We start from the raw sequence: 13,059 nt of genomic DNA, 5'->3' as shown, positions 1-13,059 counted from the left end.
CTCCATTTAGAAGAATGGTCTTTCTAATGGTGGATTTTGTTTAGGTTTTTTTTGTGAAAATGAAGGGGTGAAGACATGAACAACAAAGAATTGGCGCAAGAAATTATCAAATTAATCGGCGGAACAGGCAATATATCTCAAAGCTGGCATTGTATTACGAGGCTGAGATTTAATATCAACGATGAAAAACAGGTAAAAGTAGATGAACTGAAAACAGTAGATGGAGTGCTCGGAGCGCAATTCCAAAGCGGACAATTCCAAGTCATTATTGGAGCAAAAGTTGCAGAAGTCTATGAGGAAATAGACCATCTGATTGGTGACAGCAGCAATGATTCTTCTCCTGCTAAACATACGTCAAAGATGAATCCAATCGAAGTCGTATTCGATGTCATTAGCGGAATTTTCACACCGATTTTGCCGGCGATTGTTGGTAGTGGATTGATTAAAGGGATCATGGCTTTGTTCGTTAGTTTAGGCTGGCTGACGGAAAAAAGCTCTACCTATGCTGTACTACAAATCTTTTCAAATGCTGTCTTTTACTTTTTACCTTTCCTCATTGCTTATTCTGCAGCGAAGAAATTTAAAACGCGAGAATCTCTCGCGATGGCACTCGCTGGGATTTTATTGTATCCCACGATGGTGGAAGGGGCAGCAAAAGGGGCAGATCCACTTAGTTTTTTAGGATTGAGTATTCCATTAAATAATTATACTTCTTCCGTTTTACCGATTATTTTAGGAGTACTGCTACTTAGCTTTATCGATAAGTGGATAACGAAAGTCATTCCAAAATCCTTAAGCATCGTATTTACACCGGTACTGAGCTTAATGATCACAGCGCCTCTTACACTAGCTTTCATAGCGCCTATGGGAAACGTTTTCGGTCAGTATTTAGAGATCTTCTTCACTTCTTTATTCCATTTTGCTGGACCGATTGCAGGTTTATTAATGGGAGGCCTCATGCCTTTAATTGTGCTAACTGGAATGCATTACGCATTCTTCCCAAGTACGTTTGCCAGCTTTGAAAAAGTTGGATACGATGTCATGCTGCTTCCGATGAACTTTATTGCCAATATGGCACAAGCAGGCGCCGTTTTAGGAGTCATCATTCGCACAAAACGAGTAGAAACAAGGTCTTTGGCATTATCAACATTGCTTCCGAGTTTCTTTGGTATCACAGAACCAGCCATTTATGGAGTCACACTGAGATTGAAAAAGCCTTTCTATGCTTCATTAATTGGCGGCGCAGTTGGCGGATGTTTTTATGGTTTATTTTCAGTCAAAACGACAGCATTTTCAATTCCAGGTATTACATCTCTGCCAACCTACATTATGAAAGGCACAAACAATTTCCAGCTCGCTTTAATTGGAATAGCGCTGAGCTTTTTGGTCTCACTGCTTGTCACTATGTTCCTTGGTTTCAAAGAACCTGCCACAAAAGTGGAAGGTCAGCCGCTAAAACAAGGAAAGTCATCTAAAGATCCAGAGCATGCAGTCAATCAACAAGCTGCCAGACAAGTAAATCCTTATGAAGTACAAGCACCTATAACTGGTCAGGTCGTTCCGTTATCTGAAGTCAATGATGCCGTTTTCTCAAGCGAAATGATGGGCAAGGGAGTAGCGATTATGCCTGATAAGGGGGTGGTACAAGCACCGTTTTCCGGAAAAGTAGTGACCGTTACACCTACTAAACATGCAATAGGTTTGGTTTCAGATGATGGGATTGAATTATTAATACATGTAGGGATTGATACCGTCAGCCTAAATGGTCAATTCTTTGAGGTATTGGTGGAAGAAGGAGATGAAATCAACATCGGGGATCATTTATTATCATTTGATATAGAAGGAATTCAATCAAAAGAATTAAATGTCGTGACACCTATTATCGTCACTAATTCCTCGAAGTACCTGGATGTGATCCATACAGGTGACTCTTATGTCAACGCAGGAGAAAATAAACTCTTAATGCTCATTCATTAATCATAAATAGAAGGGATGATTGAAATGAAAGAATTAAAAAAAGGTTTTTCAGATAATTTTCTATGGGGTGGCGCAACAGCTGCTAATCAAATAGAGGGCGCATATTTAGAAGGCGGGAAAGGGCTGTCAACTTCAGACTACGCGGCATATAAAGATCCCTATGCACAAGGAAAAGTAAACAACTTTACATTCGATGTTAGTTCAGCTGAACTAAACAAATACAAGGAAAATCCTGATGCATTTGATTTCCCAAAAAGACGCGGAATTGATTTTTATCATCGTTATGAGGAAGACATCGCACTGTTTGCAGAAATGGGATTTAAAGTCTTTCGTTTGTCCATCTCATGGGCAAGAATCTTTCCAACAGGTTTAGAGGACAAGCCGAATGGAGAAGGATTGGCTTTTTACGATAAAGTATTTGATGAATGTGCGAAATATGGAATTGAACCGCTAGTAACGATGTCTCATTATGAAATGCCGATTACTTTAACAGAGAAATATAATGGATGGATGAGTAGAGAGCTTGTCCCATTGTTCGAAAAATACGCACGGGCGATTTTAGAAAGATATAAAAACAAAGTGAAATATTGGATTACATTTAATGAAATGAATATGAACCTCAATAGTCTTTATACAGGTGCTGGCATTTTAGAGGATTTAGTAGACCATAAATTACAGGCTGCTTACCAAGCATCTCACCATCAATTTGTGGCAAGTGCATTAACAGTGAAGGCAGCGAAGGAAATCATTCCAGATGTCCAAATTGGCTGTATGATTAACCAAATCGAAGCCTATGCAAAAACAACAAAACCAGAGGATCAGCTGCAGGCAGTCAAATCGAATCAATTGAATATGTTCTATCCTGATGTTCAAGCTAGAGGCGAATATCCAACATACATGGTGAAATATTTTGCTGATAATCAAATCAAGCTGGATATTAAAGAGCAGGATGAACAAATTTTGAAAGAGGGCACTGTTGACTTTGTTGCAATCAGCTACTATATGTCACACGTAGCAGAAGCGCGTGAAGATGCCGCTGAGCTAGCGGGTACGTTTGACAGCCCGATTAAAAATGAACACTTGGAATTATCACAATGGGATTGGCCGATCGATCCAATGGGTCTGCGCATTTCATTAATTAAACTGTATGACAGATACCAAAAGCCTTTATTTGTTTGTGAAAATGGACTTGGCGCAAGAGATACATTGACACAAGATGGAAAAATTCACGATGATTATCGAATTGATTATTTGAAAAAACATATTGAACAGATGAAAGAAGCAGTAAAAGAAGGTGTTGACTTAATGGGATACACACCTTGGGGCTGTATTGACTTAATCAGCTGCGGAACATCTCAAATGACTAAACGCTATGGTTTGATCTATGTGGATCAAGACGACCTAGGAAATGGTACACTGAATCGTTACCGTAAAGATTCATTTTTCTGGTACAAAAATGTAATTGCATCAAATGGAGAAGACCTATAAAAGCAGATTGAATGATGAAAAACACCATCTCAGGACGCCTTAACCGGCTGCATGCGATGGTGTTTTATTTTTCACGAAAACATCTCTTGACCTTGAAGTATAGTTCAACCTTTATAATGTAATTATAGTAAGACAAAATCACAAAAAAGGAGTAACAATGGAGTTGATGACTAGAGGTGAACTTGCCAAACAAACTGGAATAAGCCCTGCCGCAATTCGTTACTATGAAGAACACAACATTTTACCTGTCCCGAGACGCCGTTCGAACGGTTATAGACTATACACAGAAGATTATATTGTGAAAATTCAATTGATCAAAGATGCCAAATCATTGGGTTATTCACTAAAGGAAATAAAAGAAATATTGGAAATGCTGAGTCAAGATATAGAACTTGATACTTTAAAAAGAATCGTAAAACATAAACATGAAGAAATTGAAAAGAAAATTAAAAGCCTGCGCCTCATTCAAGACCTTTTATCTAACTTATTAAAGACTCCCGAGAAAGAAGTACAAGTGTATCTCAAATCATTTCGTGTGATGAATCAGGATGACGAATAAACATATCTGCTTAAAGGAGAGAAATAAAATGAGTGTCGAAATTTATAACGGAGAACGTTCTGAAGAAAGTATTCAATTTGAAACATTAATCACGTCCCAAAGTAATAAAGAGAGTTTTGCTAGTGTCGAAAAAACCAAAAACTTTCTATCTCAAATAGAAAATATGAAGACTTATGCAATCGGAGATGATGTGAAACTAGTGAGTGAAATAAAGGAGCAAATTTTCGAAGGAATGCAGGTTTTCACATTGAATGACCAAATGTCGCAAAAGCAAAAGGTGATTCTCTATATACATGGTGGTGCTTGGGTAAACCAGCCTCTTAATTTCCATTGGTGGTACATGGATAAAATGGCTCAATCCCTTAATGCCAAAGTGGTCGCTCCTATATATCCTAAATTACCTCATTATAGCTACCAAGATACCTATCCGAAAATCTTAAATCTATATAAAGAAATACTAAAAACGGTTGAGAGTACCGATCAATTAACAATTATGGGAGATTCAGCGGGCGGAAATATCTCACTTGGCCTGGCGCATCTCTTAAAGATGGAAAGTCTGCCGCAGCCGAAGGATATTATTTTATTATCTGCATGTGTTGATATGAGTTTAAGCAATCCTCTTATATCTGAATATGCCCTTAAAGATCCCATTTTAGCGCCTGAAGGAATAGATGTCATTACAAAAATGTGGGCAGCAGATAAAAAGATAACTGACCCATTAATCAGTCCAATTCATGGGGACTTTCATGGTCTTGGGAAGATCACTCATTTTATTGGAACACATGATATTTTATATCCAGATGCACTAAAGCTTGATGAAAAGCTAACAGAACAAGGAATTGACATGAAAACCTTTGTTTATCCAGAAATGCTGCATGTGTTTGTCGTCATGCCAATCCCTGAGGCACAAGATGCTCAGGAAAAAATCATTCAGGTGATAAATAGTTAGGTCTTTTTCACACATCAAAATGCTCTGACTTAAATATTCGAAAAAATAGGCTGCTTATTGAAAGCAGTCTTTTTCCATTCAACATGAAATACATTTAGATTGTCAATTCACTTCAGATTAAAAATTCCTTAAATTCCAATTTTTGTTTACAACGCGCGGATTTCCTATTAATATGATACATATTCGGTTCTTCACCGGTTCATAAAGGAGAGTGACATGATGAGTGTTTTCTTTCTTCATCCTATGGCGCTGATCTTATTTACATTGCCTTTGTTATCTTTGATTTGGGGGATTGTTGGCTACTGCATCTTTAAGCGAGTTTATATCGTTCTTATCATCACATTTGCCGTCTCCACTATTTTCATATTTGCCTATACTGGGTTTGACATGTCAAATATGTATTGGGTCGTGTTGATGACCTTTTTATGCATGTGTACCTCTGTCATCACGAAAATCATTCGCTATATGTATGGCCGCTATAAAAGAGCATAACGAAAAAGCTATTCACAAAAATCAGCTTTTTCCATATAGAAATAAATGGCGAGCTAGTCAAAGTGAAAATCGGAGAACTGATGCCACTCAAATATACTCGAAGTTGATGTACGACCTAGACTTAGCAGGAAGAGGTACGTATCAAGCGTTCTCTTTGTTACATTCCAGATAACTGAAAAATCGCTCCACAAAATCAGCCCCATGTATTTTCTCCATATGCGCCGTGTTAAAAATATATTGTTCCATATGCTCAAGCTTGCGCAGGCTGCGTACCAGTACTTTCCGATCCTCGTCAGAAAGGTGAGGGTCATGATTTATCTTCAGCAATGCCTGTTTGACACGCGCGGAGACCTTTTCAACATATAGATGGTTTTTGGAAGCTGGCGGATAACATTGCGACAGGTCACAGCCTGTAAAGCGAACACCGTCAAGAATGCAGTTTTCAAAGTTGGTGATCAGCTTTTGTTTACCATTTCCCTCAAACGTTATATCCACTAGCTTACCGGTAAAGGTACAATGAACAATATTCGCTGCTTGTAAAATGCGGTCATTAAACCTACATTGATAAAATGTACAGTTGATAAACACAGCATTCTCCAATGTCATTCCTCTCATATCACAGGAGGAAAATTCGCAATTCGTAAAAACAGCCTCGCCTTTAGCAATCCCAACAGAGCGCAAATCAGAACGAATAAAAGTACAATGCTCAATCGTACTACCTGCAAAAAATCTCGCATTCGTCAGATCACACGTATTAAATACAAGATGACGCAGCTGACAGCTCCAAAATATAGGTGAATGAACATTCGAGTTGCTAATCGTCGATCCGCTTATCGTTTCGTGTTCATACCTGACAATATCAGAAAATATTTCATTGTCTACTGACATACCAGACTCAAGCCTTCTCATTGTGATCACCTATCTTTTAATCTTTTACCAGGATGAATACCTTCCAAAAGTTCATTTCTGTTTCACTCAACGGCTGGCATTGACAAGTTATTATATCATAAAGCTCGAAACATAAAGAGAGCGGTCATCATTTTGAGAGCGCTTATCTTGCAATGTGTCTTTCACACTCACTTTAAATCATAAGGGGGACAAAAGAATGAAAAGATATGACGCATTCCCAGAACCAATCGGTGGCTATACTGCCGGACGCACACAGATGGATTTTGAGTACACGGCATCTGATCACTCAAAAAGAGAACTGACCGCATTTGTATACTATCCGTCTGATAGCAATGAAGGGAAGACCCCATCGACGTACATGTTTCCTGAAGTATACGAAATGCTGCATGACCAGCCGCTTGTCACTGAGTATATGAAGGAAAAGGATTTTTTCTCTATCGATATCCAAACGCATTGTTACGACGACCTCGCTCTTTCCGGGAAGGAAGAACGCTATCCAGTGTTATTTTATGTTTGCGGCGGGGGCGGCTCTCTAGAATGGGGAACTGTGATCTGTACAGACCTTGCAAGCATGGGGTATGTTGTCGTCAGTATCGGTCATCAAAACAGCACGATGTATAAGCGTAAAGATGGGCGGTTGTTTAATGTATCAAAGGATTTTTCAGATGTCGTTATAGCGTTTTCTGAAGATCCAGAGATGATGGCGCTGGCTGGTCAGATGACGATGCGGCCTGACGATGAAACTGCCATTGAGACATGCCGTAACGTCCTTACACTGCCAATACTTCATCCGTTAACGAAATATAGCAAATTACAGGCAGAGGATGTAAGGTATGCAGCTGATTATCTTTACAAACTAGACACCGGAGAACTCAATTCCATCTTCAATGGCAGATTGCAGCTTGACGCCGGCATGGGCATAATTGGACATTCTTACGGAGGGCCTACGACAGCGATTGTTTGCAGGGATGACGACCGATTTGCCTGCGGGATCGGCCTCGATAGCGGTGCATTTGGTCTTCTTGACAGCGACCTGAAAAAACCCTTTATGCTGCTTTTTTCTGAGCCTAACTATCATATGAATGCGATCATTGGCGCAAACAATAGCATGGAAACCTATTATTTCTCTGTTGAGCATGCTGCGCATTTAGATTATTGCGACATCGTGTTTACCGGTGTAAACGAAGAACTGAGAGGAAAGCGGGATGCGATGGAGATGCGGAATCTTATCACAGACTATACAAGGATCTTTTTTGATCATTACATTCTGCAAAAGCCTGCACATGTGGAAAGTTTATCATACGATGGCGTGGACTTGATTAAGAAAACGAGCAGAAAGTGATCTAAAACAAAAAAAGCCTTGAGAATTAGGCTTTTTTTGTTTCTACATGGTATATATCCGTGACGATTTTTAAAAAAGCCTTCAAAGCACGTGTTTTATATCGACCTTTCTTCACGACAATGCCAATTTTCCATGGAATATATTGACTACTAATTGGTTTTACACAAATGTCCTCTTTATACATGTCCGTTAAAGGACTTGGAATAATCGCAACTCCTAATTCATCACGAACTAATGTCAAAAGCAAATCCCATTGTGTTGTGCTGTAAGCGACATCGGGAACAAAATGTTCCTTACGGCAGCTTTCTAAAATCACTTGACTTAACGCAAATGAAGAATCAAACAATATCCATTTATCCTCTTTAAGCTGTTCAAGCGAGAGCTGTTGTTCATCTTTTAAAGCGTGATTTTTTGGTAAACAAGCCACAAACGGCGCTTCAAAAATGAGTTGTTCTTCTAATTCATGACTTTGGGCAGGTATGACAATAAAGGCCGCATCTACTTCGCCTTTCTCAACGAGTTTTTCTACATGTAAGCCGCCCTCCTCAATCATTTCGAGCGTCACATCTGGATGCTTTTGAGTAAAAGCTTTTGCCACTTTCGAAAAGAAAAAGGTACCAATTATTTGCGGCAGACCGATCTTTAAATGGCCGCGAATATGCGTGTCGGTATCACCCAGCTCCATTTGCAATTCATTCATTTGCTGCAGTACCGCGATCGCTTTTTCATATACAAGCTCTCCTTCATCCGTTAACCTGAAAATTCGATTTGACCGATCGAAAAGGATGACACCCAGTTTTTTCTCTAATTTTTGAATGGTTTTAGAGAGGGAAGGCTGGGCGATAAAAAGCTTTTCACTTGCTCTTGAAAAACTTCCACAATCCGCAATCGTTTTAAATATTTCAAAGTCCCGTATGTTCATTTTACCCTCCATTATTCCAATAAGGCATACTTATTATGATGATGATATATTGTACATGATAAACGTTTATTTTTACACTTTGATTAAGGAGGGGTTAAGATGTCTACATGTAAAGTTGCTGTTGTTCAAGCTGCTTCTGTCATTATGGATAAAGAAGCAAGTACTGAAAAAGCCATTTCGTTAACACTTGAGGCCAGAGAAAAAGGAGCCAATATTGTTGTGTTTCCTGAAGCTTTTATACCAGCTTATCCAAGAGGACTAGCTTTTGGCGCCACAGTAGGAAGCCGTTCTCCAGAAGGAAGAAAGGACTGGCTTCGTTACTTAGAAAATTCAGTTCCAGTTCCAAGTAGAACGACTGACAGATTAGGAGAAGCAGCCCGCAAAGCTGGTGTCTACCTCGTCATCGGTGTCATTGAAAGAGATGATGAATCAAGTCGCGGGACTTTATATTGTTCCGTATTGTTTTTCGGACCAGATGGAACCTTACTTGGAAAGCACCGTAAACTAAAGCCGACAGGTTCCGAGCGACTCATATGGGGAGAGGGGGATGGCAGCACACTGCCGGTTTTCGATACACCGTACGGTAAAATAGGCGCTTTAATTTGCTGGGAAAACTATATGCCATTAGCTAGAGCAGCGATGTATGCAAAAGGCGTCCAAATCTATATAGCCCCTACGGCAGATTCCAGGGAACTATGGCAATCTACGATTCGCCATATTGCCGCAGAAGGCCGATGCTTCGTTCTATCTTGTAATCAATATGTGAATAAAGAGATGTATCCTAAAGATTTAGCCTGCTATGATGAATTAGCATCTTCTCCTGATGAGATGTGCCGAGGGGGGAGTGCAATCGTCGGTCCTTTAGGCGAATATATAAAAGAACCTGTCTATGGTCAGGAAGAGATACTGCTGGCAGATCTTGATTTGCGTGATATTTCTTCTAGTCAATTCGACTTCGATGTAGTCGGGCATTATTCAAGACCTGATATCTTCCAACTCGTCGTCAATGAAGAGAAAAAAGAAAATGTAAAGTGGATGAATCGATGAAATCACACGAAAAAAAGAGCAGCCATCAGCCGCTCTTTTTTTCGTGTGTCAACCTTGATGAGTTTTTAATGGACCTTTTGTGATATGAGTAAGAGGAGCATTTATGTTAAAGATTTTAGCGTTGATGTCTGTTATTCCAAAGCTAGTGATTCTTTTAGAATGCATCTCAAGATAGTTTTCAGCTGCTTCTTTTGTTTCGAATAAGTAGATTCCGCCAGCCTCATTCTTCTCCGGATTCTCCGTCCATATTTTCCATATGAATCCGTCTTCCTCATTTATACTTTTCGCTAAATCAGCAAACTCTTTTGCCATTTCATCGCCGAAAGGGCCTTTCATCTTAAAATCCACCTGTAATAAATGTGCCATCGTCATTCTCCTTATGTTGAAGTTGTAAAATACAGTTCCCCCAGCACTTCTTTCATTTGATACTGCTGCTGCGGAAGTTCTTTCTTCATAAAAGACCGTACATCTGATTGGTCAACATCGTACATCACTTCAATTTCTTTAGAAAATAGAAGTTTTTCTTTTTCGAGCAGGGTAGAAACAGCTGGGCGTTTTTTCGGTTCAAGTTCTTCAGTGTTTAAAGCTTGCTTTAATCCTTCAACATAGACTTCAAATGAGCGGCCACCCGTGATTTTGACTCCTTTATTTTCTTCGTTGACGAAGATAATCGTTGGGAAACCTCTAGCACCAAGATCTCGAACTAGCGTAAAATCTTGATTTAATAAATCCTGGCCGCTTGGCAGCTCCGCTTCATGGACAATCACATCTCCGTTAAGTCCAAGATCGTTGACGATGTCAATTAACACCGTGATATCCGATATATTTTGATTGAATGCAAATAGCGCTTCTCTCGCACGGCGTAAAAAAGTATAGGCTAGTGCATCATCATGATGTTTTTGAATCACTTTGAACACGCGAGAGGGCGGGTAGGAAGATTGAACAGGATTGTCAATCATTAAGGACCCATCAATTGGCATGCGGGAATGTTCTCCAACCTCTCTCCAGTGACCAGCCACATCAGCAGGTTTGTAAATTCCGTTTGCAGGATCAATTGGACCGCCATGCCATTTCTCTAACAGTCCACCCAACACAGTCTGGAAATGAAAATAATGTCCATATTGCTCTTTAAATCGACGCAGCACAGGTTCAATTGCCCAGCAATGCGAACAAATCGGATCTGTTACATAATAGAGCGTTATTGTTTTTTTAGGTTGCTGAAAATCAATGACCTGAATATCCTCTTCTTCACCTACACCACATACACCTGTTTCTATATCACAAAACATCTCATTGTTTTTCAATTTCATTTTCCTCCTCAAATTTTGTAGGAACGCTATTGCCTATTAGTTTGTTTGAATCAAGCAATGATTTACTTTACAATTAAATCTTAAGACACAATGAGTGAGACCAACACCAATAATTTCTTCAATTTGTTGTTTATCCAACAGATTGATAGATGTGTTGAAAAAGGAGGGGGGATAAGATGCCACAGCCAAAGACAGACCCTCGGGTCCTAAGAACGCGTAAGTTAATCATGGAGTCATTTATTAAACTTTCATCGAAAAAGGAATTTAAGGATATTACGATCAAAGATGTCACGGCAGAAGCCATGATCAACCGCGCGACGTTTTATTATCATTTTGAGGATAAATACGATTTGCTGGATAAAACACTATCAGAAGTATTATCGATTAATTTAGAAAGTATAAATTTCAATCATCGTAAACTAGATGAAGATTCGATTATCAATATTTTTAAAGCACTAACGAATTTCCAACAATCTCTGCATAACCGCTGCCAAGTAGAATATGAAACTGAACTTGCTCCTATTGTGAGGGAGCAGCTTGAAATTATTTTTTATCAATTGTTAATCAATCAATATACAAATGTGGAAAAGCAAATTCTAAAAGTCACAGCTGTTTTTTTAAGTTGGGGAATTCACGGAGCTTCTGTTGAGTGGAGAAAAAATAGTTCGCACTTATCCTCAGAGGAGTTTATCAAATCAGCAGTGCCATATATCTTGTCAGGGATTGATTTTAAACAAGCAGATGGATGATTTGACAATTTTCAAAGGCTTCACTAATATAAATGCTATAGCATATAAATTTCATAGAGGGTGTTTACATGGATTTACAAGATTTAATAGGCTATCTCGTTCATCGTACAGATCTCAAAATGACCAATTATTTTACGAACAGGTTAAAGCCTTACGGGGTCACTCCTGAACAATGGAGTATTATAAGTATTCTGAGTAGTGAAAAGGGAACTACTCAAAAAGAATTGGCAGAAGGAATTGATAAAAATCAAACCACTGTCGTCAGAATGATCCAGTCTATGGAACGAAAAGGGCTTGTCAAAAAGATCTATAATGAACAAGACCGGCGCTCACATCATCTGCTTTTAACAGAAAAAGGGGACGAGGTCAAAAAGGCCATTCTTCCTGTCGTCATGGATGCACATCAAACGGTGACAAAGCAATTAAACGATGAAGAGATTCAACAATTAAAATTACTTTTAAACAAATTATTTCATTCACACTATGAATCTTGAAATGTCTAATCTGTAACGAACTGTTTATGTCCGATATATGCTATGACATATAAATTGTATCAGCTGAAATTTTGTCCATTTGGACTTGAGTGTTTCAGTCAAATTACTTAGGAAGATGTGATCACGATTTTCATACTTATTCTGCAAATGATATTGGCCGCTTTCTTTTTTGTAACAGGATCGAAAATTATATCAGGGAAAATGGCAGAAGAGTTCAAACGATTTGGTTTACCTGCTTTTTTTAATGTTTTAACCGGAGCCTTTGAGCTCATAGGCGCAGCTGGAATGATGATCGGCATATGGATGCCAACAATCGCAATATTATCAGGCTTATTGTTAGGAGGCACGATGCTGGCAGCTGCATTTACTCTGATCGTATTGGCCAAAGATCCCTTTAAAAAAGCAATCCCGGCACTTGTGTTATTCGCTCTCAGTATTGGGATCAGCTTGTACCACATTCTTTAAGTTCATATCAAGGTAAGTCACAAAACCTAAACAAATCTCCACTATTCTAATGGTGGATGATGTTTAGGTTTTTTAGCGATTGAATTGTTTTCGAAGAACTAAGCATGAGACAGCAAATACTGCAAAAGCGCCCGCTGATCCAGCAGCAAACACGAGCTCAGATTGTTCTAGTTTGGACTTGAATAACAAAGGGACAGAAAGAATGAGAGCGGCACCACTAAAGCTCAATCCTAATATCAACATTGCTAATAATTTATTCATAGAAACACCTCTTACACTCAGAATGAAAACAATCGAAAAGAATCATATTTGGAGTGTATCATATGGTGACGGGGGATTGCTTTCTTTTCATTAAA

Annotated in this window: 15 protein-coding genes; 10 read left to right on the top strand and 5 right to left on the bottom strand. The window is 39.0% G+C overall.

Annotated elements, in window-relative coordinates; all coding sequences use genetic code 11:
- The first annotated feature begins 75 nt into the window (after positions 1-75).
- The 5 genes from MHI46_RS09080 to MHI46_RS09060 all read left to right on the top strand — a co-directional run bounded on the left by MHI46_RS09080 (position 76) and on the right by MHI46_RS09060 (position 5,465).
- Positions 76-1,977: a beta-glucoside-specific PTS transporter subunit IIABC gene (locus tag MHI46_RS09080; RefSeq protein WP_260775996.1), complete on the top strand. Its 1,902-nt coding sequence runs from the start codon at positions 76-78 to the stop codon at positions 1,975-1,977.
- A 24-nt stretch (positions 1,978-2,001) separates the two neighbouring features.
- Positions 2,002-3,465: a family 1 glycosylhydrolase gene (locus MHI46_RS09075; protein ID WP_200885525.1), complete on the top strand. Its 1,464-nt coding sequence runs from the start codon at positions 2,002-2,004 to the stop codon at positions 3,463-3,465.
- A 157-nt stretch (positions 3,466-3,622) separates the two neighbouring features.
- Positions 3,623-4,024, top strand: coding sequence for a MerR family transcriptional regulator (locus MHI46_RS09070; RefSeq protein ID WP_047203156.1), 402 nt, complete (start codon positions 3,623-3,625; stop codon positions 4,022-4,024).
- 28 nt (positions 4,025-4,052) lie between these two features.
- Complete coding sequence (locus tag MHI46_RS09065) at positions 4,053-4,973, top strand: alpha/beta hydrolase (protein WP_260775993.1); 921 nt, start codon at positions 4,053-4,055, stop codon at positions 4,971-4,973.
- Positions 4,974-5,189: 216 nt separating this feature from the next.
- A complete protein-coding gene (locus MHI46_RS09060) occupies positions 5,190-5,465 on the top strand; it encodes a YbeF family protein (RefSeq protein ID WP_260775991.1) in 276 nt (91 codons plus the stop codon).
- 141 nt (positions 5,466-5,606) lie between these two features.
- Here the strand turns inward: MHI46_RS09060 and MHI46_RS09055 are convergent, their stop codons facing one another.
- Positions 5,607-6,374, bottom strand: coding sequence for a pentapeptide repeat-containing protein (locus MHI46_RS09055; RefSeq protein WP_260775989.1), 768 nt, complete (start codon positions 6,372-6,374; stop codon positions 5,607-5,609).
- A 196-nt stretch (positions 6,375-6,570) separates the two neighbouring features.
- Here MHI46_RS09055 and MHI46_RS09050 point away from each other — a divergent pair, with 196 nt between their 5' ends.
- Entirely contained in the window at positions 6,571-7,716 is a 1,146-nt protein-coding gene (locus tag MHI46_RS09050; protein ID WP_260775988.1) for a choline esterase, read from the top strand.
- Between the two features lie 25 nt (positions 7,717-7,741).
- On the opposite strand, the gene MHI46_RS09045 is transcribed toward MHI46_RS09050, so the two are convergent.
- Positions 7,742-8,638, bottom strand: coding sequence for a LysR family transcriptional regulator (locus MHI46_RS09045; protein ID WP_260775987.1), 897 nt, complete (start codon positions 8,636-8,638; stop codon positions 7,742-7,744).
- A 99-nt stretch (positions 8,639-8,737) separates the two neighbouring features.
- Here MHI46_RS09045 and MHI46_RS09040 point away from each other — a divergent pair, with 99 nt between their 5' ends.
- Entirely contained in the window at positions 8,738-9,685 is a 948-nt protein-coding gene (locus MHI46_RS09040) for a carbon-nitrogen hydrolase family protein (RefSeq protein ID WP_260775986.1), read from the top strand.
- Positions 9,686-9,733: 48 nt separating this feature from the next.
- Here the strand turns inward: MHI46_RS09040 and MHI46_RS09035 are convergent, their stop codons facing one another.
- Together MHI46_RS09035 and MHI46_RS09030 are read right to left on the bottom strand one after the other, a co-directional pair.
- Positions 9,734-10,051, bottom strand: coding sequence for a monooxygenase (locus MHI46_RS09035; RefSeq protein WP_099663307.1), 318 nt, complete (start codon positions 10,049-10,051; stop codon positions 9,734-9,736).
- 11 nt (positions 10,052-10,062) lie between these two features.
- The gene (locus tag MHI46_RS09030; RefSeq protein WP_260775984.1) at positions 10,063-10,989 is read right to left on the bottom strand and encodes a DsbA family protein; all 927 of its coding nucleotides are present in this window, start codon (positions 10,987-10,989) and stop codon (positions 10,063-10,065) included.
- A gap of 182 nt (positions 10,990-11,171) precedes the next feature.
- On the opposite strand from MHI46_RS09030, the gene MHI46_RS09025 reads away from it, so the two are divergent.
- The 3 genes from MHI46_RS09025 to MHI46_RS09015 all read left to right on the top strand — a co-directional run bounded on the left by MHI46_RS09025 (position 11,172) and on the right by MHI46_RS09015 (position 12,703).
- Positions 11,172-11,744, top strand: coding sequence for a TetR/AcrR family transcriptional regulator (locus MHI46_RS09025; protein WP_212039907.1), 573 nt, complete (start codon positions 11,172-11,174; stop codon positions 11,742-11,744).
- A gap of 68 nt (positions 11,745-11,812) precedes the next feature.
- The gene (locus tag MHI46_RS09020; protein WP_041085171.1) at positions 11,813-12,238 is read left to right on the top strand and encodes a MarR family transcriptional regulator; all 426 of its coding nucleotides are present in this window, start codon (positions 11,813-11,815) and stop codon (positions 12,236-12,238) included.
- Between the two features lie 117 nt (positions 12,239-12,355).
- On the top strand, positions 12,356-12,703 hold the full coding sequence (locus MHI46_RS09015; RefSeq protein WP_342503227.1) for a DoxX family protein: 348 nt from the start codon (positions 12,356-12,358) through the stop codon (positions 12,701-12,703).
- Between the two features lie 72 nt (positions 12,704-12,775).
- Here MHI46_RS09015 and MHI46_RS09010 read toward each other — a convergent pair whose 3' ends face one another.
- Positions 12,776-12,964, bottom strand: a complete 189-nt coding sequence (locus tag MHI46_RS09010) for a hypothetical protein (RefSeq protein ID WP_039178972.1) — start codon at positions 12,962-12,964, stop codon at positions 12,776-12,778.
- Positions 12,965-13,059: the final 95 nt, after the last annotated feature.

The sequence above is a fragment of the Bacillus sp. FSL K6-1000 genome, assembly GCF_038630785.1.
GTDB lineage: Bacteria > Bacillota > Bacilli > Bacillales > Bacillaceae > Bacillus > Bacillus safensis.
Note: the sequence above shows the minus strand (reverse complement) of the source record. Positions and strands in the feature narration are given on the sequence as shown.

Bases quoted from the DNA above. Each gene is read 5' to 3' on its own strand.
- MHI46_RS09080 (WP_260775996.1), top strand. From the start codon at position 76: ATGAACAACAAAGAATTGGCGCAAGAAATTATCAAATTAATCGGCGGA.
- MHI46_RS09075 (WP_200885525.1), top strand. From the start codon at position 2,002: ATGAAAGAATTAAAAAAAGGTTTTTCAGATAATTTTCTATGGGGTGGC.
- MHI46_RS09070 (WP_047203156.1), top strand. From the start codon at position 3,623: ATGGAGTTGATGACTAGAGGTGAACTTGCCAAACAAACTGGAATAAGC.
- MHI46_RS09065 (WP_260775993.1), top strand. From the start codon at position 4,053: ATGAGTGTCGAAATTTATAACGGAGAACGTTCTGAAGAAAGTATTCAA.
- MHI46_RS09060 (WP_260775991.1), top strand. From the start codon at position 5,190: ATGATGAGTGTTTTCTTTCTTCATCCTATGGCGCTGATCTTATTTACA.
- MHI46_RS09055 (WP_260775989.1), bottom strand. From the start codon at position 6,374: ATGAGAAGGCTTGAGTCTGGTATGTCAGTAGACAATGAAATATTTTCT.
- MHI46_RS09050 (WP_260775988.1), top strand. From the start codon at position 6,571: ATGAAAAGATATGACGCATTCCCAGAACCAATCGGTGGCTATACTGCC.
- MHI46_RS09045 (WP_260775987.1), bottom strand. From the start codon at position 8,638: ATGAACATACGGGACTTTGAAATATTTAAAACGATTGCGGATTGTGGA.
- MHI46_RS09040 (WP_260775986.1), top strand. From the start codon at position 8,738: ATGTCTACATGTAAAGTTGCTGTTGTTCAAGCTGCTTCTGTCATTATG.
- MHI46_RS09035 (WP_099663307.1), bottom strand. From the start codon at position 10,051: ATGGCACATTTATTACAGGTGGATTTTAAGATGAAAGGCCCTTTCGGC.
- MHI46_RS09025 (WP_212039907.1), top strand. From the start codon at position 11,172: ATGCCACAGCCAAAGACAGACCCTCGGGTCCTAAGAACGCGTAAGTTA.
- MHI46_RS09020 (WP_041085171.1), top strand. From the start codon at position 11,813: ATGGATTTACAAGATTTAATAGGCTATCTCGTTCATCGTACAGATCTC.
- MHI46_RS09010 (WP_039178972.1), bottom strand. From the start codon at position 12,964: ATGAATAAATTATTAGCAATGTTGATATTAGGATTGAGCTTTAGTGGT.